At 46.7% G+C, this 26553-nt stretch carries 31 protein-coding genes and 1 other RNA gene; 25 read left to right on the top strand and 7 right to left on the bottom strand.

Annotation, left to right across the window (positions count from 1 at the left end; genetic code table 11):
- The first annotated feature begins 29 nt into the window (after positions 1-29).
- Genes glyA through ribBA form a run of 4 tightly spaced genes read left to right on the top strand, consistent with a single transcriptional unit; the run spans position 30 to position 4023 of the window.
- Positions 30-1286 carry a serine hydroxymethyltransferase gene (gene glyA, locus K5X84_RS08840; RefSeq protein ID WP_222235631.1) on the top strand — a complete coding sequence of 419 codons (1257 nt, stop codon included), beginning with the start codon at positions 30-32 and terminating at the stop codon, positions 1284-1286.
- 39 nt (positions 1287-1325) lie between these two features.
- Positions 1326-1775: a transcriptional regulator NrdR gene (gene nrdR, locus K5X84_RS08835; protein WP_054491095.1), complete on the top strand. Its 450-nt coding sequence runs from the start codon at positions 1326-1328 to the stop codon at positions 1773-1775.
- Complete coding sequence (gene ribD, locus K5X84_RS08830) at positions 1768-2895, top strand: bifunctional diaminohydroxyphosphoribosylaminopyrimidine deaminase/5-amino-6-(5-phosphoribosylamino)uracil reductase RibD (RefSeq protein WP_222235630.1); 1128 nt, start codon at positions 1768-1770, stop codon at positions 2893-2895. The genes nrdR and ribD overlap by 8 nt, the downstream gene beginning before the upstream one ends.
- 12 nt (positions 2896-2907) lie before the next feature.
- Entirely contained in the window at positions 2908-4023 is a 1116-nt protein-coding gene (gene ribBA, locus K5X84_RS08825) for a bifunctional 3,4-dihydroxy-2-butanone-4-phosphate synthase/GTP cyclohydrolase II (protein WP_222235629.1), read from the top strand.
- Here ribBA and K5X84_RS08820 read toward each other — a convergent pair whose 3' ends face one another.
- Genes K5X84_RS08820 through K5X84_RS08805 form a run of 4 tightly spaced genes read right to left on the bottom strand, consistent with a single transcriptional unit; the run spans position 4024 to position 7388 of the window.
- Positions 4024-4917, bottom strand: a complete 894-nt coding sequence (locus K5X84_RS08820) for a ketopantoate reductase family protein (protein WP_222237014.1) — start codon at positions 4915-4917, stop codon at positions 4024-4026. It lies immediately after the preceding gene.
- Positions 4907-6250 carry an AmpG family muropeptide MFS transporter gene (locus K5X84_RS08815; RefSeq protein ID WP_199493866.1) on the bottom strand — a complete coding sequence of 448 codons (1344 nt, stop codon included), beginning with the start codon at positions 6248-6250 and terminating at the stop codon, positions 4907-4909. Before K5X84_RS08815 ends, K5X84_RS08820 begins: the two co-directional genes overlap by 11 nt.
- Positions 6250-6840 (bottom strand): peptidylprolyl isomerase, encoded by a 591-nt coding sequence (locus K5X84_RS08810; RefSeq protein ID WP_222235628.1) that lies wholly within the window; start codon positions 6838-6840, stop codon positions 6250-6252. The genes K5X84_RS08815 and K5X84_RS08810 overlap by 1 nt, the downstream gene beginning before the upstream one ends.
- 2 nt (positions 6841-6842) lie before the next feature.
- Positions 6843-7388, bottom strand: coding sequence for a YajG family lipoprotein (locus tag K5X84_RS08805; RefSeq protein ID WP_222235627.1), 546 nt, complete (start codon positions 7386-7388; stop codon positions 6843-6845).
- Positions 7389-7517: 129 nt separating this feature from the next.
- Here K5X84_RS08805 and K5X84_RS08800 point away from each other — a divergent pair, with 129 nt between their 5' ends.
- The 3 genes from K5X84_RS08800 (at position 7518) to ffs (ending at position 9556) form a co-directional block, all read left to right on the top strand.
- Positions 7518-8606, top strand: a complete 1089-nt coding sequence (locus K5X84_RS08800; RefSeq protein WP_054491088.1) for a ketoacyl-ACP synthase III — start codon at positions 7518-7520, stop codon at positions 8604-8606.
- Positions 8607-8626: 20 nt separating this feature from the next.
- Positions 8627-9376 (top strand): enoyl-CoA hydratase-related protein, encoded by a 750-nt coding sequence (locus K5X84_RS08795; protein ID WP_222235626.1) that lies wholly within the window; start codon positions 8627-8629, stop codon positions 9374-9376.
- 83 nt (positions 9377-9459) lie between these two features.
- An RNA gene (gene ffs / locus K5X84_RS08790) (signal recognition particle sRNA small type) lies at positions 9460-9556 on the top strand.
- A gap of 17 nt (positions 9557-9573) precedes the next feature.
- Here the strand turns inward: ffs and K5X84_RS08785 are convergent.
- The 3 genes from K5X84_RS08785 to K5X84_RS08775 are packed head-to-tail and all read right to left on the bottom strand — an operon-like array spanning position 9574 to position 11309.
- Positions 9574-9849, bottom strand: a complete 276-nt coding sequence (locus K5X84_RS08785; RefSeq protein WP_222235625.1) for a late competence development ComFB family protein — start codon at positions 9847-9849, stop codon at positions 9574-9576.
- Positions 9839-10792 (bottom strand): histone deacetylase family protein, encoded by a 954-nt coding sequence (locus K5X84_RS08780; RefSeq protein WP_222235624.1) that lies wholly within the window; start codon positions 10790-10792, stop codon positions 9839-9841. Before K5X84_RS08780 ends, K5X84_RS08785 begins: the two co-directional genes overlap by 11 nt.
- A complete protein-coding gene (locus tag K5X84_RS08775) occupies positions 10779-11309 on the bottom strand; it encodes a primosomal replication protein (protein ID WP_222235623.1) in 531 nt (176 codons plus the stop codon). Before K5X84_RS08775 ends, K5X84_RS08780 begins: the two co-directional genes overlap by 14 nt.
- Positions 11310-11775: 466 nt before the next feature.
- Here K5X84_RS08775 and K5X84_RS08770 point away from each other — a divergent pair, with 466 nt between their 5' ends.
- The 18 genes from K5X84_RS08770 to K5X84_RS08690 all read left to right on the top strand — a co-directional run bounded on the left by K5X84_RS08770 (position 11776) and on the right by K5X84_RS08690 (position 26545).
- Positions 11776-12564 carry a DUF3450 domain-containing protein gene (locus K5X84_RS08770; protein WP_222235622.1) on the top strand — a complete coding sequence of 263 codons (789 nt, stop codon included), beginning with the start codon at positions 11776-11778 and terminating at the stop codon, positions 12562-12564.
- The gene (locus K5X84_RS08765) at positions 12561-13928 is read left to right on the top strand and encodes a MotA/TolQ/ExbB proton channel family protein (RefSeq protein ID WP_222235621.1); all 1368 of its coding nucleotides are present in this window, start codon (positions 12561-12563) and stop codon (positions 13926-13928) included. The genes K5X84_RS08770 and K5X84_RS08765 overlap by 4 nt, the downstream gene beginning before the upstream one ends.
- A gap of 3 nt (positions 13929-13931) precedes the next feature.
- Entirely contained in the window at positions 13932-14456 is a 525-nt protein-coding gene (locus tag K5X84_RS08760; RefSeq protein ID WP_222235620.1) for a MotA/TolQ/ExbB proton channel family protein, read from the top strand.
- A gap of 12 nt (positions 14457-14468) precedes the next feature.
- Positions 14469-14870: an ExbD/TolR family protein gene (locus tag K5X84_RS08755; protein ID WP_199493857.1), complete on the top strand. Its 402-nt coding sequence runs from the start codon at positions 14469-14471 to the stop codon at positions 14868-14870.
- A gap of 1 nt (position 14871) precedes the next feature.
- Positions 14872-15483: an energy transducer TonB gene (locus tag K5X84_RS08750; RefSeq protein WP_054491078.1), complete on the top strand. Its 612-nt coding sequence runs from the start codon at positions 14872-14874 to the stop codon at positions 15481-15483.
- A gap of 3 nt (positions 15484-15486) precedes the next feature.
- A complete protein-coding gene (locus tag K5X84_RS08745) occupies positions 15487-16785 on the top strand; it encodes a tetratricopeptide repeat protein (RefSeq protein ID WP_222235619.1) in 1299 nt (432 codons plus the stop codon).
- 69 nt (positions 16786-16854) lie between these two features.
- Complete coding sequence (locus tag K5X84_RS08740; protein ID WP_222235618.1) at positions 16855-17664, top strand: HvfB family MNIO-type RiPP peptide maturase; 810 nt, start codon at positions 16855-16857, stop codon at positions 17662-17664.
- Positions 17657-18412, top strand: coding sequence for an HvfC family RiPP maturation protein (locus K5X84_RS08735; RefSeq protein ID WP_222235617.1), 756 nt, complete (start codon positions 17657-17659; stop codon positions 18410-18412). Before K5X84_RS08740 ends, K5X84_RS08735 begins: the two co-directional genes overlap by 8 nt.
- A 66-nt stretch (positions 18413-18478) precedes the next feature.
- A complete protein-coding gene (locus tag K5X84_RS12565) occupies positions 18479-18601 on the top strand; it encodes a hypothetical protein (protein WP_263621018.1) in 123 nt (40 codons plus the stop codon).
- Between the two features lie 35 nt (positions 18602-18636).
- Entirely contained in the window at positions 18637-19014 is a 378-nt protein-coding gene (locus K5X84_RS08730) for a response regulator (RefSeq protein ID WP_199493853.1), read from the top strand.
- 16 nt (positions 19015-19030) lie between these two features.
- Positions 19031-19564, top strand: coding sequence for an adenine phosphoribosyltransferase (locus tag K5X84_RS08725; RefSeq protein ID WP_222235616.1), 534 nt, complete (start codon positions 19031-19033; stop codon positions 19562-19564).
- A gap of 25 nt (positions 19565-19589) precedes the next feature.
- Positions 19590-21539: a DNA polymerase III subunit gamma/tau gene (gene dnaX, locus K5X84_RS08720; RefSeq protein ID WP_222235615.1), complete on the top strand. Its 1950-nt coding sequence runs from the start codon at positions 19590-19592 to the stop codon at positions 21537-21539.
- 29 nt (positions 21540-21568) lie between these two features.
- Positions 21569-21895, top strand: a complete 327-nt coding sequence (locus K5X84_RS08715; protein WP_199493850.1) for a YbaB/EbfC family nucleoid-associated protein — start codon at positions 21569-21571, stop codon at positions 21893-21895.
- A gap of 16 nt (positions 21896-21911) precedes the next feature.
- Complete coding sequence (gene recR / locus K5X84_RS08710; RefSeq protein WP_054491062.1) at positions 21912-22517, top strand: recombination mediator RecR; 606 nt, start codon at positions 21912-21914, stop codon at positions 22515-22517.
- Positions 22518-22582: 65 nt separating this feature from the next.
- The gene (gene htpG, locus K5X84_RS08705) at positions 22583-24496 is read left to right on the top strand and encodes a molecular chaperone HtpG (protein WP_199493849.1); all 1914 of its coding nucleotides are present in this window, start codon (positions 22583-22585) and stop codon (positions 24494-24496) included.
- Between the two features lie 117 nt (positions 24497-24613).
- The gene (adk, locus tag K5X84_RS08700) at positions 24614-25261 is read left to right on the top strand and encodes an adenylate kinase (RefSeq protein WP_054491058.1); all 648 of its coding nucleotides are present in this window, start codon (positions 24614-24616) and stop codon (positions 25259-25261) included.
- A gap of 75 nt (positions 25262-25336) precedes the next feature.
- Positions 25337-25744 carry an MAPEG family protein gene (locus K5X84_RS08695; protein WP_199493848.1) on the top strand — a complete coding sequence of 136 codons (408 nt, stop codon included), beginning with the start codon at positions 25337-25339 and terminating at the stop codon, positions 25742-25744.
- Between the two features lie 9 nt (positions 25745-25753).
- Complete coding sequence (locus K5X84_RS08690; RefSeq protein WP_222235614.1) at positions 25754-26545, top strand: alpha/beta fold hydrolase; 792 nt, start codon at positions 25754-25756, stop codon at positions 26543-26545.
- Positions 26546-26553: the final 8 nt, after the last annotated feature.

Raw genomic sequence — 26553 nt, 5'->3', positions numbered from 1 at the left:
AAGACCATTTAATGATTTGGAGAGCTGTAATGCTGAAATCTGAGATGAACATTGCCGACTTTGATGCGGACTTATGGCAGGCGATGCAAGGTGAAGTTGAACGTCAGGAACAACACATTGAACTGATTGCATCAGAAAACTATACCAGTCCGCGGGTTATGCAGGCTCAGGGCTCGCAGCTAACCAATAAATACGCCGAAGGCTATCCGCATAAGCGCTATTACGGCGGCTGCGAGTTTGTCGATAAAGTCGAAGACTTAGCTATTGAGCGCGCAAAGCAACTGTTTGGTGCTAAGTACGCAAACGTTCAGCCGCACTCAGGTTCTCAGGCAAATACCGCTGCTTTCATGGCTCTTATGGAAGCCGGTGATACTTTCCTTGGTATGAGTCTTGCTCACGGTGGTCACTTAACTCACGGCTCCGGGGTTAATTTTTCAGGCAAACTCTACAACGCGGTTTCATATGGTTTGGATGAGTCCACTGGCGAAATCGATTACGCCGAAGTTGAAAAGCTGGCGCAGGAACATAAGCCGAAAGTGATTGTTGCAGGCTTTTCAGCCTACTCTGGTATTGTTGACTGGAAAAAGTTCCGTGAAATTGCTGACAAAGTCGATGCCTATCTAATGGTCGACATGGCTCATGTTGCAGGCTTAATTGCCGCCGGTGAATATCCTAACCCGGTACCTTATGCTCACGTTGTTACGACGACCACACACAAAACTCTTGCGGGTCCACGTGGCGGCTTGATCATTTCAGGTAGTGACGATGAGAAATTACACAAGAAGTTAAACAGCGCGGTATTCCCGGGTAACCAGGGTGGCCCACTTTGCCATGTTATTGCTGGTAAAGCGGTTGCTTTCCAGGAAGCCTTGCAGCCGGAATTTAAAGAATATCAAAAGCAGGTATTAGTGAACGCCAACGCTATGGTTAAAACCATGCAGGCGCGCGGCTATAAAATCGTCTCCAATGGCACTCAGAACCACTTGTTCCTGGTTGACTTAATTGACAAAGACATTACCGGTAAAGATGCGGATGCAGCTTTAGGTAATGCTTTTATTACCGTGAACAAAAATGCCGTGCCTAATGATCCGCGCTCACCGTTTGTCACTTCAGGTTTGCGTTTAGGCACACCGGCTATTACCCGTCGTGGTTTTCAAGAAGCCGAAGCCGAGCAGGTTGCGAACTGGATTTGCGATGTTCTGGATGATATTTCTGATGAAAGCAAAATCAGCGAAGTTCGCGAGCAAGTAAAAGCGTTATGCGCCAGGTTTCCTGTTTACGGTTAATGAATAGCAGTTGTAAAGCGCACTTAAAGGAGTCAGGCAATGCATTGTCCATTTTGCGGCACACAAGATACTAAGGTTATCGATTCGCGACTTGTTGCGGATGGGGCCTCGGTTCGTCGCAGGCGTGAATGCAACCATTGCAAAGAGCGCTTTACGACCTTTGAAACGGCAGAGCTGATTATGCCGCGAGTCATCAAAACCGATGGTTCGCGTGAACCATTTAACGAAGATAAGCTGCGCAACGGTTTATTAAGAGCGTTGGAAAAGCGTCCTGTGAGTCTTGAGCTGATGGAGCAGGCAATCAACAAAATAAAGTCGAGCATACGCGCCACCGGTGAGCGCGAAATTAGCAGCAACTTTATCGGTAGTTTGGTTATGGAAAACCTGAAACAGATTGATAAAGTTGCTTATGTTCGTTTTGCGTCGGTGTACCGTTCTTTCGAGGATATCCGTGAGTTTGGTGAAGAAATCGCACGCCTGAATGACTAATTTATTAGAACAACAGTTTGACCATATAATGATGCACCGCGCGTTAAAACTCGCGCGGCGTGGGTTAATGACAACCCGGCCTAACCCGGCTGTGGGCTGTGTCATTACTGTCGGCGAAGAAGTTATCGCAGAAGGTTGGCATCATCAGGCCGGTGAAGCTCATGCCGAAGCTCATGCTTTGCGGCTTGCAGGTACAAAGGCAAAAGGGGCAACCGCTTATGTCACTCTTGAACCCTGCAGCCATATTGGACGAACTCCGCCTTGTGCCGACGCTCTGATTGAAGCTGGCATTGCCCGCGTTGTTGTGGCTATGCGGGATCCTAATCCCCGCGTCAGTGGTAACGGGATTAAGCGTTTAGAAGAGGCAGGCATACGTGTTGACGTTGGTACGTTGCAGTCCGTAGCCGAGAGTTTGAACCCCGGGTTTATTTCCCGCATGACACGACAACGCCCGTGGCTCACCTTAAAAATGGCGACTTCACTCGATGGGAAAACCGCTTTGGCGGACGGTCGCAGCCAGTGGATTACCTCTGCGGAATCTCGCAGTGACGTGCAGACTTATCGCGCTCAGGCAGATGCTATTTTGACCGGCGCAACAACGGTCTTAGCTGATAACCCGAAGCTTACCGTACGAGTTAATCAATGGCCGGCATCACGACCACTGCCTGAACCATTAAAACAGCCAGTACGTATTATTATCGACAGCCAACATCGGGTGAATGATGATGCCCGGGTGTTTGAGTCACCGGCGCCTGTTTGGCTGGTACGCACAACGCCGGGCAAGGAAACTCGGCACCCACATTGCCATGAGCTTATTATTGAAGCGGACAGAGACGGCAAAGTGTGTTTAAAAGCACTGATGATTGAATTAGCTAAACGTGAAATCAATCAGGTGTGGACAGAGTGCGGCGCTAGTCTGGCAGGTGCGATTATTGAACAGCAACTCTGTGACCGAATGATGATATACAGCTCTGGTCAAATACTGGGTCACCATGGTCGTTCGGTTATCGACATGAGTGAACCATTAGAATTAGCTTCAGCGCCAAGATTTAAAGTTATTGATCGCCGGCAGGTTGGCCCGGATCAACGCTTGGTAGCAGTACCTCAAACACAAGATTAAGGGTAAAGCGTTATGTCACTGCATAGCACAGAAGAGATTATTGAAGACATTCGTCAGGGAAAAATGGTTATCCTGATGGATGATGAAGATCGCGAAAACGAAGGCGACATTATTATTGCCGCTGAGTGCGTAACGCCTGAATCCATTAACTTTATGGCGCGTTATGGTCGTGGACTTATCTGCTTGACGCTAACCGAGGAACGCTGTAAACAACTTAATCTTCCGTTAATGGTCGATAAAAACAACGCGCCTTATGCAACAAACTTTACGGTTTCCATTGAAGCCGCAGAGGGAGTAACAACGGGGATCTCTGCTGCCGACAGAGCGAAAACAGTGCTGGACGCCGTTAAAAAAGATGCGAAGCCCGAAGATTTAGTTATGCCGGGTCATATTTTTCCGTTAAAAGCTAAATCGGGTGGGGTGCTTAACCGCGCCGGGCATACCGAAGCCGGTTGCGACTTAGCGCGTTTAGCTGGTTTTGAGCCCGCCTCGGTTATTGTCGAAGTGTTAAACGAAGACGGTACCATGGCGCGTCGCCCTGACCTTGAAGCTTTTGCTAAAGCGCATGACATTAAAGTAGGCACCATTGCTGACCTTATTGAGTATCGCTCAATCCAGGAAAAAACCATTGAACGTGTCGCAGAATGCAGCCTGCCTACAGCCTTTGGTAAGTTTCATTTGGTGACTTATCAGGACACGATAGACAAGCAGGTGCATTATGCACTGGTTCATGGCGATTTATCGCAGGATAAGGTAACGAATGTGCGTGTTCACTTACAGGACACTTTCCATGACACCTTTTTAACCGAGCGAGCTGCCAAGCGCAGCTGGCCAATTCAAAAGGCGATGTCTTATATTGCTGAACATGACGGTGTACTGGTTATTATTGGTCGTCAACAAACACCGGATAATATCATTGCACAGGTTCAGGAGTTTGAGGCACAGGACAAAGGTGAGCACAAACCTACTGCGTCAGCTTCAAATGCTTCTCGTAATGTCGGTTTAGGTTCACAGATTTTGGCTGACCTTGATATTCATAAGATGCATTTAATGAGTTCACCAAAACGTTATTCGGCTTTATCGGGTTTTGGGCTTGAAGTGGTCGACTTTATTGAAGATAAAGACTAATTAACCGTAACGCTTTTGAAATTCATTCAGCAGCTGTTGGTGAGTTGGCGTGGCAACGCCTGCCGACTCACCTGTTTTAATCAAGTAACCGGTTAATTGCTCTATTTCAGTGCGCCTTTGCTGCTTGATATCCTGCAACATCGATGAGCTATTTAGCGCAGTCTCTTGTGCAACTCTCAATACTTCCCGGTGGCACATCTTAGCGTCTAAGACTACGTTCTGAGTTTCAGCCACAGCAACGGCTTCGTTAACCAAGCTTACGATTTGCGATTGCCACTTATCCTCAAGTAACTTTCCGTTTTCGCACTTATAAATGGCTGTTAGTGGATTTATTACACAGTTAATTATTAACTTTAACCAGCGTCGCTGGCTAATATTCTGCTCAAGTACAAGTGGCGGGAATGCTTGCTGAAGGGTTGACCAGGGCTCTGACTCTTCTTGCCTGACTTCGAGCCAACTGCGACCCGTGCCTCTGTGCTCAATACGAATAATACCGTTTTCGTTTTTGCTCTTAACTGCTCCATGAGTCGTCACCATAGGATGCAGATTAAGCTGCCTTAATGTCTTAGGTAGCTCAACCATGCCGTTATGACTCAAAACAATAGGCATACTTTTATCAAAACCTTCAAGCGCTGTTATGTGCAGCAAGGCACTAATAACATCAAAAGCTTTAACGGCAACAATGAAGACACTATTTTTCGGTATTGGTAATTGAGTTGCAGGAACTTTATAGTTTCTTTTCTCATGTGCGCGAACAAGTTGCCATTCAATAGTTGCCGCCCGGTCATGGCGTGATAACACAGAAACCGATTCGCCGTTATCGCATAACCCGCTGACAGTAAGCCCACTTACGGCTCCGGGGCCTAGCGTAATCCAGTGGTATTTAATTGGCATCACGCTGTTTCTCCAATGCCGTTAGCGGCTTGCGAATAAGCCAAAGGAAAGCCAGACTGGGTATGACCATAACCGCGGTTAGGACAAAAAACAGTGCCCAGTTACCCTGCATAGAGTCGACAATAACACCGCTGTAGGACGCTAGCATGGTTTTACCCAAGGTTCCCAGTGAGGCCATCAATGCATATTGGGTTGCGGTGAAAGTTCGGTTACAGAGCAGACTGATAAAAGCAACAAAGGCAACGGTAGACCAGGCGCTGGTAAAGCCATCAATCAACACTGCGCTTAAAAAGAGGTTAGTATCGGGGCCGACTAACGCTATCCAGGAAAACATCAGGTTAGACGACGCCATAGCAATACCGCCAATCATTAAGCCTTTAACAATGCCCAGACGCAGGTTGACCGCACTGCCAAGTAACGCAAATACAATAGTCACCCACCAGGTAACGAGTTTGGAGTAGGTACCAATTTCTGCGTTTGTGAACCCAATCTCTTTATAAAAGACGATCGACATACGACCAAGAAAGGCTTCACCAATTTTAAACAAAAAGATAAAAGCAAGAATGGATAAGGCCAGCTTTACCCCGTTTCGGGAAAAGAATTCGGCTATTGGCTGAACAACAGTAATAGAAATGCGTTCTTTCATTGCTGGCCAAAAGTTAGTCAGCTTTGTTTTTATCGTGGGATCGCTATGATAAGTCGTACGACGCACAAAGAGTACAACAACGGCCAGAGCAAGCATAACGCAGCCCAGACCGAAATAAGCATGCTGCCATTGCCAGTCAACGCCATCGACAATGAAAAAGGGTAAAGCACCTAAGCCGCTGTAACCTGTCCACCAGCCAGCTGTCGTCATTGCAGCCCCGGCATTTTGTAGACGTCCCTCGGTTTCAGCAAAAGACTCAATCCTATAGGCATCAATGGCTATATCCTGAGTCGCGGAACTAACCGCTATGCCCAGAGCAATAAAGCCGGCTAAGTGCAAATTGCTTGTAATATCCAGGCTCGCCAGCGCAAAGCATCCTGCTGCAATGAGTGCCTGACACAGAAATATCCAGCTCCGTCTTTGTCCTAACCAACGAGTCAGGAGGGGAAGCTTGAGGTTATCAATAAGAGGTGACCACAAGAAGTTAATGGAATAGGCACCAAAAACCGCTCCAAAATAGCCGATGACCGAGCGCGTGAGTCCTACTTCCTGTAACCAGGCAGATAAAGCCGAGCCAATCATTACCCATGGAAATCCGCTGGCAATACCCAGCACGAATATTACCCATACACGCGATTGACGATAAACTTGTAGATCCTGCCAGAACGTCGGTTTAGTGACTGCCATCAGTTTTGCGGTACAACCTCAATGCGTTTCAGAGTCGGCGGGTCAACCGGTACGTCGGCCCAGCCTATGTCATCACTGTAAGCCTGTGACTCTAGCTCAGCCATGGCCTCCAGCACTTCAACTCCCTCAACAATGCGGCCAAAGACAGCGTATCCCCAGTCACCATCATCAGGATTGAGAGAGGTGTTGTCGTTTAAATTAAAGAAAAACTGACGGGTGCCGCTGTGAGGCTCTCGTTCCCGCGCCATAGCAATAGTCCCGTATTCATTTTTCAAGCCATTACCTGACTCATTGACGATTTTCTCGTAAGAGGGTTTGTCCTGAAAGTTTTTGTCATAACCACCGCCCTGAATGACAAAGCCGGGTACTAAGCGGTGGAATATGGTGCCGTTATATTGTGCTTTTTTAACGTAACGGAAAAAGTTTTTAACCGTTAAGGGAGCAGCGTCTCGGTTTAACTCAACCACAATATCACCCATAGAGGTCACCATCTTTACTCGTGGAAAAGGATTATCTGGCTGAATTTCAGCGTGACTGAAACTGAGAAAGAAGGTAGCGGCAACGCCCAGTAAATACTTCGACCACTTCATGATTAAAAGTCCTCTTGTTCTGGCAGACGCAGTTTAGGATCATTGGCAATGTCAGACAGTACAGAGTTCAACAGTTGTTTAAATTGTCGTTCAATTGTGGCCTGAGCAGGTTTCAGACCGCCTGTTGAGCTGTAGGTTCCGGAGTAAAAGTTACTGTATCTGCGATTAGCGCGCATTGCTTCGACTCGTATGGTCACACTGTGCTCAAGCTCGTATTTAATCGTGTGCAGGGTGGCGTCAACCAGCGCTTTTTCAATAGTGACATACCAGGTTAAGCCGTTGTTGCTGCTCGAGCCTGTTACCGGCTGCAGTGCTTCTTCAACGATAGCTGTTAAAGGTCTTTGAGCGGGCGCGAACTCTGCTTTGTCTTCTTCTTTCTTATGACGATACAGGTAGGAGTAGGAGCGTTTATCCTCAACCTTCAACTGGTTTACTTTAGTATTAAGGCTATTCGTAACAGCATCAGCACTGATGATTAATGGATCAGGCTGGCTTTGACAGGCACTAATAAAAAGCGCAAAAGTAGCTGCAAGTATTATTCGAAACATATGATTTATCCTTTTTCCTGGCGGTCATTCACCTGACGTCGATTCGTGCTATGATACGATGAAACGGTATCGTCATAAAACACTCTATCATTATGAGGATACTAGCCGACAGAAGTAAAAGGTTTTGCCGTGACTAAATTTGCTGAAATTACCGGTTGGGGAAAATGTCTGCCACCGGCTGTAATGACCAATGATGACCTTGCGACCTTTCTTGAAACATCTGATGAATGGATTGTTTCACGAACAGGAATTTCTGAACGTAGAGTGAGCCATGTCGGGACATCTGAGTTGGCAACTGTAGCGGCGCGAAACGCGCTGGCAGCAGCTGACTTAGACCCCAGCGAACTTGACCTCATTATTGTCGGTACTTGCACTGCGGACGAAATCATCCCAAACGTTGCCTCGGCTGTACAGCGGAACATTGGTGCTAAAGACGCTGCGGCGTTTGACTTAAATGCTGCTTGCAGCAGCTTTTTATACGCTATGCATGTGGCGACTCAGTCGATAAAGACTGGTGCTCATAAAAAGGTTTTGCTCATTGGAGCTGAGCGTCTTACCCGGATTCTTGACTGGACTAAACGCGAAAGTGCCGTGCTATTTGGTGACGGGGCCGGAGCTATGGTGCTTGAAGCATCAGACGAAGAAGTCGGCTTACTGGCCAGTCATATTAGCTGTGATGCGGATGCCCGTGATGTCCTCAGCCTTGATTTTGGCTTAAGCTTTGACCGTTTCGGTTTTGACGGAATTATGCAGTTTGATTTTGTTGGCCAGGAAATCTTTAAACGTGCCGTAAAAGGTATGAGTGCTGCAGTAGAGAATGTCTTCCAGCAAACAGGAATGACAACCGACGATATCGACGCGCTTATCCCGCATCAGGCGAACAAGCGACTCATCGATTTTCTCGGTAAAATGTGCAAAGTACCGAGTGAAAAAACGGTTATTAATATTCAGAAGTACGGAAATACTTCTTCAGCAACCCTACCTATTGCCTTTGCTGAGGCAGCTGATAACGGCATTATTAAGCCGGGTGATAGTATTATGTCGGCGGTATTTGGTGGTGGACTCACTTGCGGGGCCGGTTTAATTAAGTGGGGGCAGAGAGTCACGCCGAAACGACCTAACCAGATGGAGTTACCAGCCGGCGATAAAACCGCGCTGGAACTTATTGTCCCAATGCATGAAGCGACAAAAAAAGCGTGGAAAAACCGCGGTCAGTAGACGGTGACAGGAGACGGATTTTGAGTACTGAAGAGCTTGTACAGGTTTCACAAGATAACGGCGTTGTTCGTATACGGCTAAATCGACCTGAAAAGAAAAATGCTTTTACCCAGGATATGTACACAGCGTGTAACGAAGCATTGAAAGCTGCGGACGCTGACAACTCAATTCATGCGGTACTTTTTGAATCCAGTGGTGACAGCTTTTCTGCGGGGAACGATTTAAATGACTTCTTAGCGATTGAGAACTTAGACGAGTCGGCGCCACCATTTAAATTCTTGCATACGCTGGCGCGTGTCGAGGTTCCTGTTGTTGCGGCTGTTAACGGGTTAGCGATAGGTATTGGGACTACTTTACTGTTGCATTGCGATATTGTTTACAGTAGCGATGAAGCCGTATTTGCCTTGCCTTTTGTACAGCTGGGACTGTTACCTGAGGCCGCCTCTAGTCTCTTACTACCGCAAATTTGTGGTTATCAAAAAGCGGCGGAGTTGTTGCTACTTGGTGAAAGCTTCGATGCACAGGCGGCACAGCAAGCGGGCTTTGTTAACCATATTGTTTCGCTTGAACGTCTGCCCGTTGTGGTTGATGAAACGCTCGATAAGCTGCGTAAACAATCCAGTAAGTCGCTACGAATTTCTAAGCGGTTACTTAAGCAGCCGGCGGAATCTGTCGCTGATCGCATCAGTCGGGAAGCGACGTTTTTTGCTAAAGCATTAAGTTCAGATGAAGCTCGTCAGGCTATTGCGGAAAAGCTGCAGAAAAAGTAAGCAAAAGGTTAGCTGCGGGTTGTTTCGGTCGAATAACTGGTTCATAATGCAGCCCGCTTTGAATAGAGCGTTTATGGTGACTCTGCGGGTCCCCTCGCAACGCTAACTGGCGAACCCGGTCAGGCCCGGAAGGGAGCAGCCGTAGTCAGGGATGTGTGTGCCGAGGTGTGGCTGGTAGAGTCGCCACCCAATTTTTATTAATCGCCGTCGGGGCGTTTCCTTCCTTTAAGAAATTCCAATGCTTCCGTTATTGCTTTATGTACTTGCATCTCCATATCCAGTCGCTTTGAAGGTGGCAGGAAGAATGCCATATCCACCTCGTGTCGAATGTAGCGGGGCGGTAACTGATTAAGTACCAGACAACACAGGTCAGAAAGAAACTCCTGACTGTATTGTTTTTCTAATTCCAACTCTTCTATTCGGTCGGAAACTAAGCGTTCATAGTAATTGTGGATGTCATCGTCAAACTTCATACGTCTTTCCTTCTGTTAGTAGCTGACTCTCAGTATAAACATGATAGCTGGCTCTTAGTAGTTGAGCATGAGCGCGGACTAAACGATCTAAGTTACGTTGATAACCGCCTCCGATAACGGCAGCCAGGGGAATATCTTCACGCTTTGCAAAGCCTAGTACAGAAAGGTCACGTTGAAAAATTCCGGCAAGGCTAATATTCAGGTGGCCGAGCTCATCACGTTGATAAATATCAACACCGGCGTCGTATAAAATAAGGTCGGGTTTAACGTCCCGCTTAATAAACTGCAGGGTCTCCTGCAAAGTATCCAGGTATTGCTCGTCGGACGTATGTTTGGCTAAGGGTTTGTCTAAGTCAGACTCAACTTTAGAGAACGGAAAGTTGCGCTCGCCATGGAGTGAGCAAGTAAAAACTCTGTCGTCATTAGCAAATAGAGTAGCCGTTCCGTCTCCCTGGTGAACATCGGTATCCAATACCGCGATTTTTAAGCTTGGGTACTTAAGCAACAGTTCATTACAGGCAATTGCCAAATCATTGATTAAGCAAAAACCACTTCCCCAGTCTTTATGAGCATGATGGTAACCTCCGGAGAAGTGAATGGCGATACCACGAGTTAATGCCAACTCAGTGGTTAACAGAGTTCCTCCGGCTGAGGTTAATGTGCGCTGCAATAAGCTTTTCGACCAGGGGAAGCCAATGCGGCGCCAGAGTGTCTTTTCCATGCTGTTTTGGCGAAGCTGCTCAATGTAACCTGAACAATGCGTACGGGCGACTTGCTGCCAATTAAGAGCGCTTGGTCTATGCCATTGGTGTTCTTTGGCCCCGTGCTTAATTGCCCAATTTTTTAATAAACGGTATTTCTCTATTGGGTACCGATGCCGGGGAGGTAAGTTTAATTCACTATATATAGGTGAATAAATAAAAGGGACGTCAACCTTCTTCATAACGACTGATCTTTTTCTCCAGAGTATCAATAGCCATTTGGCATCGGTTAAGTCGTTGTTGGGCTCGTTGTATTAACACCGGATTGTTTTGAGAAACGGCGTTATCCAGGTTTTCGGTCAACCGTCTTTCATAGTCTCTGTAAGTAACAAGCTGTTGATGCAATTGCTGAATCTTATTTTGTGCCGTAATGCGGCTGTCTTGTTCTTGCTTAGGAAGCTTATTAATACGCAATGCCGTGGTTAAAGCTTCCAATTGCAGGCTCAGACGCTCCGCAAGATAATACTGAGCTTGTTGACCTTCAGTTCTTTGAAGCTGAGCAAAGGTGTCCTGAGTTTCGGTTACGTAATCAATTGCCAGGTTAGAGCGTCTGCTGAAAAGTGATGGACTGAACCATTTTTCGCTCAGTTCGTTCTGCTTTTGTCGATTTTTTGCATCGATCTGCTCAGCACGCTCACTTAAATTAGTGAGCAGCTGTTCAATATGTTGTATTGACGTTGCATTTAATATCTCTCTCATGCCTTTATCTTAAAGGAATTTGGAACTTAGGTCACTAAATTGGGTCTGTCATTGAATATAGGTCGACGAATTAGTTGTTTAAAAAACGTTGAAATTCAAAAGTGAGTGTTGTTCGCCGATCAAAAAGTGATACTATTCTAGAAGGAGTAATATCCAGAGTTAGGTAGATAAGCACCTAAATTCAGGGTATGAAAAGAGTTGACGACAGGATGTTGTCCGAGAAAAAATCTGGAAATTACGCGACTCCAGATCCGTGTTCTACACTGGATATATAGCGACAGCTATAGCGCGGTTGACTCAGTTTACTTGGTTGACAGCGTATAGTCATCGTGGGAGTATTCATTGGTATTGCTGCATTTTAGGCAATAAAAATAAAGTGTAGAACTAGATCTTTTCGTCATTCAAACAACTGGTGTTTCGCGCCTTAGGCGTTGAAGCGGAAGTTAAGTCAAATTGGTTGGGAACTATGACCAAAGTAATCAAAAGAACCAAACTCGCTGCAACCCTGATGGGTGTGATGGCGTTTGCTGGCACCGGCGTTGCCGCTGCACAGCAAGTAGATGTAGCTAAGCTACAAAACGAAGAGAAGAAGATTTTGAACGCTGACGAACAGTCGCAAGAGAAAATCAACTCTTTGTTCGAGCAGAGCCAAGATCTTCTTATCGAGTATCGCTCAGTTGTTTCTGAGTACGAGAACTTGAAAGTCTATAACGATCACGTTCAGCGTTTGGTCAATGACCAAAACGCAACGCTTGAGTCTCTTCAGAAACAAATTGATGGAATCGAACGCACTAAGCAGGGCGTTGTTCCTTTGATGTATGAAATGATTGATTCGCTTGAACAGTTCGTGAAATTGGACATTCCAATTCACCGTGAAAAGCGTATGGATCGTGTTGAGCGTCTGCGTGACATCATGGACAGCTCAAGTGTTTCTACATCAGAGCAGTTCCGCCAAATCATCGAAGCTTATCAGACAGAAATGGACTACGGTTCAGGTTTGATTTCTTACCAGGGCAACCTGGAAGTTGACGGTGAGAAAGTGGCTGTTGACTATTTCCACATGGGTCGTGTTGCATTCTTAGCACAGTCTTTAGACTTGAAAAATGCTTGGATCTACAACAACGAGACCGATGAGTGGACTGCTTTGGAAGACGAGTTTATCCGTCCTCTGACCCAAGCGATTCGTATGTCACGTAAGCAAACAGCTTACGATCTGGTGAAACTTCCAGTATTCGCAGCGGAGAGTGCAGAATGAATAAATTAGTTAAATCGTTAATGATTGCAGCAGCAGTCACCCTTTCTGCCGGTACGACTCTCGCTGCACAGGCTCAGGATGAAACTGAAGCTAAGAACCTTGATGAGCTGCTACAGCTTGTTGAGAAAAATCGTGTTTCTTCTCGTGAACTTAACGCTGAACGTGAGCGCGAGTTTACAGCTGCCCGTGCCGATAAGCAGGCTTTGCTTAACCAGGCTAAGCAGGAGCTAGAGGAAGAGAAAGCTCGGGGCAAACGTTTACAGGAAGAGTTTTCTGAAAACGAAGTCCAATTGGCTAATAAAGAACAGGAACTTGAGAACGCCAAAGGTACCTTGGGTGAAATGTTCGGTGTTGTACGTGGTGCAGCGACAGAAACTATCGGTCGTGTTGCAACGTCAATTGTCAGCGCACAGTACCCGGGCCGTGAAGACGTCTTGGAAAGTTTATCTGAAGCAAAAGAACTTCCTACTCTGGAAGAACTTGAAGAGCTTTGGAAAGCACTTCTGACGGAAATGATTGAGTCAGGCAAAGTGGTTAAATTTAATACTGACGTGACGTTACTTGATGGTGGTACTGAAAACCGTGAAGTGCTTCGTGTTGGTGTATTTAACTTAATCGCCGGAGACGACTACTTAGTTTATAACGACACGACTGAGCAGGTTCAACCATTAGGTCGTCAGCCAGAAGGTGGCGCTACTGCGCAAGCAGAAGAGTTCTATAACACCGAAGGCGGTTATGAAGGTGTTTTCCTTGATCCGTCAAAAGGTCAGATTCTTGGCTTGTTAACTCAAAAAGCAACTTGGGAAGAACGTTATCACCAGGGTGACACTGTTGGTTATGTGATTACCGCAGTATTAATTCTTGGTCTGTTAATTTCAGTATTCAAGTTGGTTACGTTGACAGCAGCAGCCGGAAAAATCCGTTCTCAGTTGAAAAACCCTGAACAGCCTAAAGACAATAACGCATTAGGCCGTATCTTGAAGGTTTACCAAGAGAATAAAAACGCTGACCCAGAAAACCTGGAACTGAAATTAGACGAAGCTATTCTGCGTGAAACACCGAGAGTTGAAAGTGGCATTAATGTCATCAAGATTCTTGCGGCTATCGCACCGTTGCTTGGTCTGTTAGGTACAGTTGTTGGTATGATTGGTACTTTCCAGTCGATTACACTGTTTGGTACCGGTGATCCGAAGATCATGGCAGGTGACATCTCTATGGCGTTGGTAACAACCGCTATGGGTCTGATCGCTGCTATTCCATTGATTTTGGCTCACAGTATTGTGGCTTCTCGCGGCAAGTCTATTGTCCATATATTGGACGAGCAAGCTGCGGGTATCGTAGCTTCGCACTCGGAGAAGGAGTAACCCATGCTTTACCTGATGGAACTTTGGGAATCTATCAGGGATTTTCTGGCTACCGGTGGCGATGTCTTGTACATCGTCATGGGGGTGCTCTTTCTAATGTGGGTACTGATGATTGAGCGTTATTGGTACCTTACAGGTGCTTTCCCTAAACTTCGCAAAGAAATTATTGCGAAATGGGATGCCCGTAAGGACACCACCTCATGGTACGCCCATAGAATCCGTGAAGCATGGATTTCCGAAGCGAACAATAAACTGAATGCACGTATTCTGTTGATTAAAACTTGTGTTGCCTTATGTCCGCTGGTCGGACTGTTGGGTACCGTGACAGGTATGATTACGGTGTTTGAAATCATGGCAGTACAAGGGACGGGTAACCCTCGTCTGATGGCATCGGGTATTTCGATGGCGACTATCCCGACAATGGCGGGAATGGTTGCAGCGTTATCCGGTATGTTTTTCGCGACACGTCTTGAGAGTAAAGTGCGTAGAGCGAAAGAAGGCCTTGTTGACAGTTTGCCACATCACTAAGAGAGTAAAACTATGGCACGTAATCGTAATCGAGAAGAGGAAGATGCGTCGATCGACATGACGCCGATGCTCGACATCGTCTTCATTATGTTGATCTTCTTTATCGTAACGACCTCATTCGTCAAAGAAGCAGGTATTCAGGTTAACAAACCTGAAGCCAGTAACACGACCAAGGAGCCTTCAGCTAACATCTTTATCGCAATTCGCGAAACCGGTGAAGTCTGGATGGACAAGCGTCAAGTAGATGTAGAGCGTGTAGGCGCTAACATTGAACGTATGCTGGCTGAACAGCCGACTGACGTTGTTGTAATCCAGGCCGATAAGAAAGCTGAGCATGGTGTCGTTGTAGAAGTCATGGACCAGGTTAAGGAAGCGGGTATCGATAAGATATCCATAGCTGCGGAGAATAACTAATATGGTGCGCTTTTTAGTATCTTTACTACTAGGTGCCGCCGTTACGTTTGCTCTGTTTGCTTTCATGGCTTACTTAATCGGCGGAGGAGCGCAGCGCAACGAAGCGCCGCCTCCAACCCCGGTTATTGACATCGTAACGTCGCCACCTGAGTCTGACGTTCAGGAGCGTCGGCGTACTCCGCCGCCGCCACCGCCGCCGCCGGAGCAACCACCAGAAACACCACAGTCTGAGCCAGATACAACAGACAGTGGAATGAACATGAACATGGGTTTTGATGTTGATGTTGGTGGAGCTGATACAGGACTTTCTGGTCCAGGCGGAGGTTTAAGTTCTGACGGTGACGCAACACCAATTGTTCGAATTGAACCGCGTTACCCGCCATCAGCTGCTCGAAATGGCACCGAAGGTTGGGTTCAATTGCGCTTCACTATCGATCAACAAGGTGGTGTAACTGACGTTGAAGTCATCGATTCTGAACCTCGTCGAGTGTTTGACCGAGAGGCGCGCCGCGCTTTGTTGCGCTGGAAGTATAAGCCGAAGGTTGTTGATGGTAAGCCTGTCCGTCAGGAAGGCATGACCGTTCAGCTCGACTTCACAATGGATGGGAACTAAGAAATGAAATATATATTAAAAACATTTGTTAGTGTCCTGGCTTTTGCTTCGGTTATGTCGATGACAACGGTTCAGGCTTCGGCTCAGGATTTTGGCTTCAGCATACCGGATCAAGAGACCGTTGAGGCGCAGAAAAAAGCTCGCGACAATAAAGCTGCGTCGCAGAGTATTGGACGAGCTATCATGGACGCCTTTGAGCTGTATGAAGAAGAGAAAATTAAGGAAGCAATAGCTGTTCTTGAAGAGCAGGATCCTGACCCAGGTTACGACTCTGCTTACCTGGCTCGCTTTCTTGGGAATCTTTATGCAGCTGATGAGCGCATGGCCGACGCTTTAGAAGTTTTGAAAGACGCTGTTGATCAAGACGTGCTTGGTTGGAACGACCAGGCAGCAGCGATGAAACTGGTAGGGCAGATTAGTCTTCAGGAAGAAAAGTACGAGCAGAGTCTTGAATACCTTAAAAATTGGATTCAATTTACAGGTAAACGTGACTCTCAAGTTTTCTTATATATGGCTAATGCCCACTATCAGTTAAAGAACTTTGCTAAGGTCATTCCGTTTGCAGAGGCATCTTTAGAAGCTGCAGATAAGCCAGAAAAGAACGTTTACAATTTGATGATGGCCTCTTACTACGAGCGTAAGATGTATCCTGAAGCAATTGGTGTTCTTGAAGAAGGTTTGAATAAGCTTCCAGAGGTTACTACTTGGTGGCCACAGTTAGCTCAATTCTACATGTTAGAAGAAAACTTATCTAAGTCTCTTCAAACTTTGGAAGTGGCGTATTTAGCCGGATACCTGAGTACAGAGAGCCAGTTTAAAATGTTGGTTCAGTTGTACGACAATGAGGGTATTCCGTATAAAGCAGCTACTACCATGGAAAAGCATGTAGAAGCCGGTGATATTGAGGAATCTGCTCGAAACTTTGCAACTATTGCAAACAGTTACCACAGAGCGAAAGAGCTTGATGAAGCCGTTTCCTGGTATGAGCGCGCAGCGGAAGCAACTAACGACTCTGGCGACAAAGGTGAATATTACCGTAAGCAAGGTAACTTGATGCTGTTGAATGAACAGTATATTGCGGCAACTGAACCTTTGAAGAGAGCCCTGGACTACCTTGAGCGTGAAGACGAAGGTCGTGTCTATATGTCATTAGCAGAAGCGTATTTCTATGGTGGTGACTATCGCCAGGCAATGCGGTATGTTGATGAAGCGGCAACCTTTGACGGTCAACGTCGCAGTGCTCGCAGCTGGAGAGGCTACATTAGGTCGACAGCAGAGCGAAAAGGTATCGATCTCGATTAATCACTTTTCGTTTGAACTGCACTGTAAAACCCGGCCACTGTGTCGGGTTTTTGTTTTTCAGAGGGTAATATGAAACCGAATTCAATAGGTCTCGGCTTAAGAAATGAGTTACTGGATGCTGCTTTAGCAGGTGATATTGATGCCGACTTCCTGGAGCTCGCGCCGGAAAATTGGCTCCCTTTTAAAGGGCGTCGTTTAGAAACTCTGGCGAAAGTTGCCGAGAATTATCGCTTAACCAGCCACGGGTTGTCATTGTCTATTGGTAGCCAGGACCCTCTGGATTATACTTTTCTGAAAGACGTTAAACAGTTCGTGTCGCAATTTAATGTTGAAATCTACAGTGAGCATTTAAGTTACTGCTCACATAAAGGGCAGCTATACGACCTATTGCCTATACCTTTCACGGCCGATGCGGTTTCTCATGTTATAGACAGAATTAAAGATGTTCAGCACTATTTAGAAAGATCTCTAATATTGGAAAATGTATCTTATTACGCGAGTCCGGCACCTGAGTTAAGTGAGTTAGACTTTATCTGTCAGGTGTTGAAGCGAAGCAATTGTAAGCTGCTACTTGATGTGAATAATGTCTTTGTAAACAGCGTGAATCACCATTATAACCCTCGCGATTTTATAGCTGGCTTACCTTCAGAAAAAATCGCCTACGGGCATATAGCGGGGCATCATGAGGAGTTCGACGATCTTTATGTTGATACGCATGGTGCTAAAGTAAAAGATGAAGTGTATGAGTTGTTGGATTACGCCTATAAGTGCCATGGCGTTTATCCGACTCTTTTGGAAAGGGACTTTAACTTCCCGGCTTTGTCTGAGTTAAATGGCGAGTTGAACCAAATAAGAGTGATACAAAAGCGCCATGAGTAATGACACATTCAAACAAATTCAGGATCGCTTTGTTCAGCAACTGAAAGATCCACAAAAGTCCGTAGAAGAACCGTGGTTAGCTGATATTGAAGAGCGGCGGCTGGCAATTTATCAGCGGTTACTCCGTAATAATATTTTTCGCTTTGTAGACAGCGCTTTTCCGGTCCTCAAAAAGCTATGCGATGAAGAACAATGGCAAGCAACTAAAGAGCAGTTCTTTCGCTCTTTTTCGTCAAACTCTCCATACTTTACTGGTATTGCTAAAAGCTTTGTTGAGTATTTGCAGTCTGATAATGCACTTTTTGTCTTTGCTCCGGAACTCGCGCATTACGAATGGCTTGAACTCGAAGTGGAGCAAAAGCCGTGGCCGGAAAGCCATATTTGTGTGACAGATGAGCTTCATGAAGAGCAAATCATAGGCCTAAACCCAACGGCGGTTATTTCTGCATATCAGTATCCGGTTGACGAAATCGGCATTGAATTTAAACCGGAGAGACCGCTCTCACAACCGCGTTTTTTAGTTGTGTTTCGCGACGCGGAAGGAAAGGTTCGTTTTGTTCGTATAAATGCAATGACTTACCTGCTTTTAACAGAGTTACAAAGCCGCAATTATATTCGGCTGCAAGATTTCTTTGATTTGTTGCCGGAGCTGCTTCCTCAATGGCCGGCTGAACAAATTCAGGAGGGGGCTGAGCAGACGTTGCAACAGTTCGCTTCGCAGCAATTGTTATTGAGAGTAAAGAGCTGAATTCAACTTTTATCGTTGCTGAGGATCGAGTATGATCAGCACCGATTTCATCGAGAGGTAAAAGTTATGTCATCAGAAACATTTAAAGAACCGGCAGGCAAAGGCTTTTTGCTTATAGCTGTGGTTTTATTTCTAATTGCTGGCTGCTTGCCATTAATTTTACGTTTAGCACAGGTTATTTCCGCTTAATCAGCTCCTCACTAACTATCAGGTAAACGACATTTATGTCAGTCTCTTTGCTCGTTGTCGAGGATAAAGACAAAACCCTTCAATCCATTTGTAAGATGATAGAACCGCTAGGCTTTGAAGTAACGACAGCCCGCGACGGTCTGGACGGTTTAAGTAAGGCGAAACAGCAGTATTTTGATGTTATTTTGCTGGATCATAAAATGCCGGTGATGGATGGTTTGTCATTACTGAAAAACTTACGTGAATTAGAGGCTTATCAGCACAGTCCCTTATTATTTATGTCAACTCAGGACATGGTGGAAATAGAACCTAAAGCGTTAAAAGCTGGTGCAACTCAATGCCTTGCGAAGCCTTTGCATGAGGACTTCCTGCTCGATACTTTGAAAACCTGGGCGGTGCGTTTTGTTGCTTAGTAAAGAGAGCAAGAACATGGAATTAACTGTAGAAGGTATTCGGGACTCAATAGGTGCTATTCCTGATTACCCTAAGCCGGGTATTGTCTTTCGTGATATCACTCCATTGTTGCAAAACCCTGCGGCTTTTGAACTGTCAATTAACACGTTAAAGCAAAGGTATGAGCAGAGTGGAATAACTCAAATAGCGGCAATTGAAGCACGAGGTTTCATATTTGGCTCAGCGTTAGCTTATGCAATGGGCTGTGGTGTCACTCTCTTGCGTAAGCCCGGAAAGTTGCCCGGCAAGGTAGTAAGCCAGAGTTACGATTTAGAGTATGGTTCTGATGAACTGCAAATGCACGAGAACGCATTGACCGCAAACGACAGGGTCTTAATTGTTGACGACTTGCTGGCCACTGGCGGGACCGTAGTTGCGGCTCACAAGCTGATTAAAGCAACCGGCGCCGAAGTAGAGGAAGCCGCTTTTGTGGTCTCATTACCTGAGTTAGGTGGTGAAGATAAATTGCAGCAGGCAGGCGTTGCGTGCTATACCTTATGTCAGTTTTAACGAGACAGAGTTAAGAATCTCCCCTATGAGCTATCAGGTACTGGCAAGAAAATGGCGACCTTCCCAGTTTGCGGAAGTTGTTGGTCAACAACATGTTTTGAAACCGCTTGAACATGCGCTGGATAAGCAAAGGTTGCACCATGCCTACTTGTTTACCGGAACACGAGGCGTCGGTAAAACGACCATTGCGCGCATATTAGCTAAAGCTCTTAACTGCGAGCAAGGCATTACTTCGACCCCGTGCGGGCAATGCAGTGCTTGTCTTGAGATAGAGCAGGGGCGCTTTGTCGACTTGCTCGAAATAGACGCCGCGTCAAGAACGAAAGTTGAAGATACCCGGGAGTTACTGGATAACGTTCAATATCGTCCGACCCGCGGACGCTATAAAGTTTACCTGATTGATGAAGTCCACATGTTGTCGCGGCACAGTTTTAATGCGTTGCTTAAAACGCTGGAAGAGCCGCCTGAACACGTAAAGTTCTTATTGGCGACAACAGACCCTCAAAAACTTCCAGTGACCATTTTGTCACGCTGTCTGCAATTTAACTTAAAGGCGTTGTCGAACGACGATATTTCACAGCAGCTTAATTACGTTCTGGGACAGGAGCAGGTTCAGGCGGACGCTGACGCGTTACCATTATTAGCTCGTTCTGCTCGTGGCAGCATGCGTGATGCCTTGAGTTTAACCGATCAAGCAATCGCTCAGGGCAACGGCGCTGTGAGTATTGACAGTGTCAGACGCATGCTGGGTAATGTACCGGTCGCTGACATTGCGGCCTTACTGGATTGTGTTCTTGATGGTGAAGCCGAAAGTGTCATGCAGCGTGTTGACGCTATGGTTTCTATGGTGCCGGACTTAAGCTCCGTGCTGGTTGAGCTGCAAAGTTTACTGCATCAACTGGCGTTGGTACAGCAAGTGCCAGGTGCAGCAAACGCCTTTGAGAATAGCGATGTATTAAAGCCGCTTTTACGGCGCATGCCGGCCGAGTTAATTCAGGTATTTTATCGTATTGTTCTGGAAGGGCGTCGTGAGCAAGCCTATGCTATTGACGCGCGCAGCGGTCTGGAAATGACTCTGTTGAGAATGCTCTGCTTTCGCCCTGCAGAAAACGATAGCTATAACGATACCAGTGAACTGAGTGCCACCGCGCATACCGATGTTCCTCATTCAAATTTGGCCAGCGGCGAAGTGAATGAGCCCGCTGTCGAAGCTATGCCTGAGTCAGTGCCTGAATCAGAGTTAGAACCGGAACCGGCAGAGCCGATGCCGCCGGAGCTCGAGTCCCAGTACCAATCGGAGCCCGAGCACCAAACAGAATCCAAGCATCAACCGGAACCTGACTTCAGTTATTCGGAACCAACGGAAACACAGCAACAAGACTCCGGTGTTTCCGATCTATTGCGTGTTCGTGAGCAGTTGGCGGAAAAAAAAAAGCCAGACAACAGTAATGAATCGGTAGTCACTCCGGTCGTTAGTGAAGAGAGGCCAACCGCTCCAGACCCTGAGCCCGAAACACGACAAGAGCCCCTGGCTGAAGCTACACCAGTCAGAGACTACCAATTTCCCGAGTTAAATGACGATATCCGAGAAGCCGCAGAAATCGATAAATGGAGTGCGATGATCGCCGGCATGGACATTTCAGGTTTAGCGCGTCAGGTACTACTTAATTCAGAGTTAAAAAAGGTTGGGGACGATGACTGGCTCATTCTGGTTGCAGAAGAGCAGAAGAGTTTATTGAACGATTCAACCAGTGAAGCCGTCAGAGAGTCACTAACCGGATTGTTAGGGCCAGCTGCACGGGTGCAGTTTGATATTGGCGTTCCGAGTCAGCCGACGCCTCTTATGGTGCAGCAGCATATTGATCAGTACCGGCATCGGCGTGCTTGCGAAATATTGCAGGCCGACACCGGTGTACAGGAATTACAGCAAAGGTTTCAAGCGCAGGTTGATGAATCATCAATTCAAGCGCGTTAATTTTATAAAGCTTAAACGAGGAAATAATTATGTTTAAAGGTGGAATGGGTAACATGATGAAGCAGGCGCAACAAATGCAGGAGCGCATGCAAAAAGCCCAGGAAGAAGTGGCTAACATGGAAGTCACTGGTGAAGCCGGCGCCGGGTTAGTAAAAGTGACGATGCTTGGCAACCACAATGTTAAACGTGTGAGTATTGACCCAAGCCTAATGGAAGACGACCAGGAAATGTTGGAAGATTTGATTGCAGCGGCAACTAACGATGCCGTGCGTCGTGTTGAAGAGACCAGCAAAGAGCGTATGTCCGAAATTACAGGCGGCATGGGCTTACCTCCTGGCTTTAAAATGCCGTTCTAAGTCGTAAGGTCAGTTCATGAGTATTAGTCCGGCAATTGATCAGCTTGTTGATAATTTAAAACGTCTGCCAGGTGTTGGTCAGAAATCAGCACAGCGTATGGCATTTCATTTGCTTGAGCGCGATCGCGGCGGAGCCTCAAGGCTTGCCGAATCTTTGCAGTCCGCTGTTGAAAAAGTGGGGCACTGCGAGTGTTGCCGGACCTTAACTGAAGAGCCGCTGTGTCGAATTTGCAGCAATCCGATGCGGCGTGAGAACGGTGTGCTCTGTGTGGTTGAAACACCCGCCGACGTGCTTGCGATTGAACAAACTTCGCAGTTCCAGGGCCGCTATTTTGTGTTAATGGGGCATTTGTCGCCGCTGGACGGTATTGGGCCGTCAGACATTGGTCTGGATGAGCTTGAGCGACAGTTGCAGAATGAACCCGTTGAAGAGATTGTTCTGGCAACGAATCCGACGGTAGAAGGTGATGCCACCGCCCATTATATTGCCGATATTGCCGCCCAACAGAATATCAATACTACTCGAATAGCTCATGGCGTGCCGGTTGGTGGTGAGTTGGGCTATGTCGACCAAACGACTTTAGGTCACGCTTTCAGCGGTCGAAAACAATTTTCCCGATGACTTGAAAATATCTCCTGCGCCCCCATTGTTATTGGCATAGGTAATAACAGCAGGAGAAATATACTATGGCGGAAGCCGGTCAAATGGAAAAACATGGATTTCAGACAGAAGTAAAACAACTGCTTCACCTGATGATCCATTCTCTGTATTCCAATAAAGAAATTTTCTTACGCGAACTGGTCTCAAATGCGTCCGACGCAGCGGATAAATTGCGTTTTAAAGCCTTAAGCGACAACTCCCTGTATGGCGACGACAGCGACCTGCACGTTCGGGTTTCTGTTGATAAAGACAGCCGCACTATCACTATCAGTGACAATGGCGTTGGCATGACTCGTGACGATGTCATGAACAACCTGGGAACCATTGCCAAGTCAGGTACCGCTGAATTCTTTGGTCAACTGTCCGGCGACGAAGCAAAAGACAGCAAGCTTATTGGTCAGTTTGGTGTTGGCTTCTATTCAGCCTTTATCGTTGCTGATGAAGTTACCGTAAGAACTCGTTCAGCATTAGATAAAGACGCTCGCGGAGTTGAATGGCGCTCGCAAGGTGAGGGTGATTTCGAAATTGCTGACATTGATAAAGCTCGTCGCGGCACTGACATTATTCTGCACCTGAAAGACGATGCCGATGAATTCTTAGATGAAAACCGTCTGCGTGGCATTATCAATAAATATTCAGAACACTTGAGTATCCCGGTTCAAATGTGGAAAGAACCCGTACCTGAGTCAGAAGACGACGAAGGCAACAAAGTAGAAGGGCAACCCGGCGAATGGGAAACTGTAAACTCAGGTCAGGCACTCTGGACTCGTGAGAAGTCAGAAATTACTGACGAAGAATACAAAGAGTTTTACAAGACTGTCGCACATGACTTTGATGAGCCACTTTTATGGAGCCACAACAAAGTCGAAGGCACGACCGAGTATACTAATTTACTGTATATTCCTAAACGCGCTCCGTGGGACTTGTGGAACCGTGAGCAGCAGCACGGTGTTAAGCTTTATGTGAAGCGCGTATTCATTATGGATGACGCTGAGCAGTTAATGCCCACTTATCTGCGTTTTGTGCGTGGCCTGGTCGATTCAAACGACTTACCACTGAACGTTTCACGTGAAATTCTGCAGGACAATAAAATTACCCGTGCTATGCGGAACGGCAGTACCAAAAAAGTGCTGCAGATGCTGAAAAAGCTGGCAAAAGACGATAAAGAACAGTATCAACAGTTCTGGGATACTTTCGGTAACGTTCTGAAAGAAGGTCCGGCAGAAGATCATACCAACCGTGAACGTATCGCTGAACTCCTGCGTTTTGCTTCGACCCACAATGAAGGCGCGGTTCAGTCAGTCAGCCTGGATGACTACATTGAGCGTATGAAAGAAGGTCAGGATAAGATTTTCTACATTGTGGCCGACAGCTACGAAGCCGCCAGAAACAACCCCGCGCTGGAAATCTTCAATAAGAAAGGCATTGAAGTTTTACTGCTTTCTGAGCGTATCGATGAGTGGTTAATGAGCCACCTGACAGAGTTTAAAGAGAAGCAATTGCAGTCGGTTACTCGTGGTGATCTGGACTTAGGTGAACTGGACGACGAGGAAGATAAGGTTGAACAGGAAAAAGCCGAAGAGGCCTTCAAAGCGAACCTTGAGCGTTTTGAAAAAGCATTAGGCGATAAAGTGAAGAAGGTTCGCGTAACTCACCGGTTAACCGACTCGCCAGCTTGTATCATTACGGATGACAATGATATGAGCACGCAGATGGCCAAGTTGATGGAAGCTGCTGGACAGGCGGTTCCTGAAACTAAGTATATCTTTGAAGTGAACCCTGAGCATCCACTGGTAGAACGGATGCTGACTAAGGACGAGGACACATTTAAAGAGTGGGCCGAGGTATTATTGGACCAGGCTACTTTGGCAGAACGGGGTAATCTGAAAGACCCTGCCTCTTTTGTCACCCGCCTTAATAAATTAATGCTAAACGCTTAATTTTGCACCTTCTGCTGCGGGTAAGTCATTGCCCGCAGCGTCTTTCTGAGCTTGTAATAGCCCGCCCGTCAGGGTAAAGTTCGGGGCAGACTTTTGAATCATACAAAGAGGTTTTCTATGCGCATTATTTTGTTAGGCGCCCCAGGAGCTGGAAAAGGAACTCAGGCACAGTTTCTGATGAACACTTTTGGGATCCCTCAAATTTCCACTGGTGATATGCTGCGTTCAGCAATAAAATCGGGTTCGGAATTGGGTAAAAAAGCCAAACAAGTGATGGACGCCGGGCAACTAGTGTCTGACGATATCATCATTGAGTTGGTTAAAGAACGTATTGCCGAGCCGGACTGCCAGAACGGCTTTTTGCTCGATGGTTTTCCAAGAACCATTCCACAAGCCGATGCAATGCGCGATAACGGTATTGAAATTGATTATGTACTGGAATTTGATGTTCCGGACGAAATTATCGTTGATCGTATGAGTGGGCGTCGTGTCCACCCTGGATCAGGTCGTGTTTATCATATTGAGCACAACCCTCCGAAGGTAGATGGTAAAGATGATGAAACTGGTGAAGAGCTGGTGATTCGTCCGGACGATCAGGAGCAGACGGTTCGCAAACGCTTGTCGGTTTACCATGAGCAGACAGAGCCTTTGGTTGAGTACTACCAGAAGCTGTCTGAGGAAGGGAAAACAGAGTACCACAAAATTGATGGTACCCAGCCTGTCGACAAAGTCAGTGAGCAGCTTGGCGACTTGCTTAGAAAATAACAGGTTTAGCAAAAGGCTCACATGGTGAGCCTTTTTTGATGACGCCGACTAACAAAGAAAAAGAAGGGGCAGCAAGTGACATCACAACTTACAATTACCGGTTTTTATGCCGGAGTCTTAACGTTAATCTATCTTGCCCTGGCGGCGCGTATTATACGCTTACGCTGGAAGCACCGAGTCGGTATAGGCACCGGCGAAGCTCAGGATCTAAAAGCCGCCGTTCGCATTCATGGCAACTTTATTGAATATGTGCCGTTGGCTCTTATTCTATTTGCTATGATGGAAGTTCAGAATGCGCCTTTAGGCTTATTGCATGGCTTAGGTATTGCGCTGATTATTGCTCGTTTATGCCACGCCATTGGGTTAACTCGCAGTGTAGGTGTTAGCCTGCCAAGAACCATTGGTGTATTAACAACTTTTGCTGTTTTGCTATTAGCTGCTGGCTACGGTATCGGTCAGTTTGTTGGTGTCAGTTTATCTTAAAGTGAAGTTATGTCTGAAATAGAACCTGGAATTCATTTATATGGCGAGCAGCAAAATCCTCCGGTCATTTTGTTGCACAGCTCGCAGAGTGCCAGTACACAGTGGCGAGCTCTGTTAAAGGACTTAGTGAGCAGCCACTTTGTTATTGCGGTTGATCTCCTTGGTTATGGGCAGGCGCCTAAAGTTGAATTTACGGCGAACTTTAGGCTGGAGCAGGAGCTGCCACGTATCCTCTCTGCTGTCGAAAGTTTACAGCTGAAGCAGCCCGTTCAGCTGGTCGGGCACTCATACGGAGGTGCTGTTGCGCTAAAACTGGCATTAGAGAAGCCCTTTGAGATTGCCGACGTGGTGGTTTATGAGCCTGTGGCCTTTCATGTGCTACCGGATGACTCGCCGGGCATGCTGGAAATTCAGGAAATTAGTCAGGCAATGCATGGCAGAGACGCGAAAGAATGCACTCGCACTTTTGTCGACTACTGGAACGATGCCGGTTATTTCGATGCACTGCCTGAGCGAATTCAGCAGTTAATGGTTGCCCAGGCCGATAAAGTAGCGCTGGACTTTGATGCATTGCTTAACGAACCAAGGCGCCTGGCTGACTACAGTGGTGTTGATCAAAACCTGCTGCTGTTACAGGGCGATCACACTCGACGAAGCGCTAAGGCGGTTGCTGAGGCACTGTCCACGGTTTTGCCTAATATTACAAGAGAATCGGTTACTGCCGGGCATATGGGACCGCTAACTCATCCGGCGGATGTTAACCAACGAATTCTGCGCTTTTTGCGCAACCAACCTCATTAACCCAGAGA

The sequence above is a fragment of the Idiomarina abyssalis genome (assembly GCF_019797805.1).
GTDB lineage: Bacteria > Pseudomonadota > Gammaproteobacteria > Enterobacterales > Alteromonadaceae > Idiomarina > Idiomarina abyssalis.
The sequence above is the reverse complement of the archived record's forward strand: the minus strand, read 5'-3'. Positions and strand labels throughout refer to the sequence as shown.